General features: G+C 54.3%; 1 protein-coding gene and 1 pseudogene. One reads left to right on the forward strand and one right to left on the reverse strand.

The genetic code is table 11. The annotated features are described in order from the left end of the window. Window positions 1-716, forward strand: a pseudogene (locus AC0L30_RS42970) (hypothetical protein); the annotation flags it as partial. Between the two features lie 173 nt (window positions 717-889). Here the strand turns inward: AC0L30_RS42970 and AC0L30_RS42975 are convergent. Then, a complete protein-coding gene (locus tag AC0L30_RS42975) occupies window positions 890-1,117 on the reverse strand; it encodes a hypothetical protein (RefSeq protein WP_473406789.1) in 228 nt (75 codons plus the stop codon). Window positions 1,118-1,219 lie beyond the last annotated feature (102 nt).

Below are 1,219 nucleotides of genomic sequence, written 5' to 3' on the forward strand. Positions count from 1 at the left end.
TTGGGTGGCCGCTTTCGATCGGAATCGCTGGCCGCCTTCCGTCGGAATCGGTGGCCGCTTTGCCTCGGATTCCGCACTTGGAGGAACGTTGTGTCCGCATACCGGAAGATCAGATGCTTCTACGCCTTCGAAAAGTCCTAATGAAGAAAGGCAAACTCAGCGGGGACATCATCAAGGAGACCCCCGGGCTGCCATCTATAACCACCTATCTCAAACACTTTGGCACAGTGCGAGATCTTTACCGGCTGATCGGCTATACTGGAAAACAAGGTTACTGGGATAAGCTCGATGCGTACAAGCGTTGGGTCAATTTTCAGCTTGGAAACGCTGCGCGGCTTAAAGAGACATTCGAAAGATCGGGCAAGAGCGCCAGCATTGATGCGTCTAATGTGTGCTTGCGCATTGAAGATACCGTGAGCATCTGCTTCCAAATAGCTAGGTGGCGGATGCATGTCGGTAGGCCGATTCGATGGACGATAGCCCGCCGGGCGCGACGGCCCAAGGGATGGGTTGTCGCTGCTAGATTGGGTGAGAAGAACGCGGCGATCCTCGACTACGTCCTGATGCCGTCAACCTCACTATCGTTTGAGGGCCCAGTGTTCTGGTTTTCAGAGCGCTCGCGTGCATCTCAAAAAATCGAACGCTTTGACACCTTTGAAGAGCTATCCCGGGTACTTGTCGGACGGATCAATAAAGAACTGCGCAGGCGAGAATAATTTCATTTAGACAATAATAGATTGCTCATTCCTCTCGCGCTAAGCTCGGCTGGTATTCTGGAAAGCACAAGGCATGGTATTCCAATGAGGAGGCGGTTGCGGCTCGCAGCTCTTGCGGCTGCGTTGGCGCTGCTCTTGAGCGCAGCGATCGTCCCGCTTGTTGACAGCTGGCATCATATCTGCCGCCCTGGCACAGCCCTCTGACCCAACCGAATAGAATTTCCAATCACCAGCGCAGCAAAGGCCGTGAGCAACAATAGTCCGTAGGTAATGAATCTCTGGACCTGACCGGACACGGCAAAGACCCGGCGATGATCCGCCATCAACGCCATTGCCGTCCACGGTCTTCTGAGGAAAGTTGAAAGTGGCAACCCAGCCGCCTGCATGAACTTCACCTGCACGATAGTCGCTCCGCACATTGCGCAAGTGTCATTCGGCCTGCAATATTGACCCCCTAAGCCGGGGGATCGGCGTCCAAAATTGACCCCCTATAGGTTGGTCTG

The organism is Bradyrhizobium sp. MI1.11 (assembly GCF_055811255.1).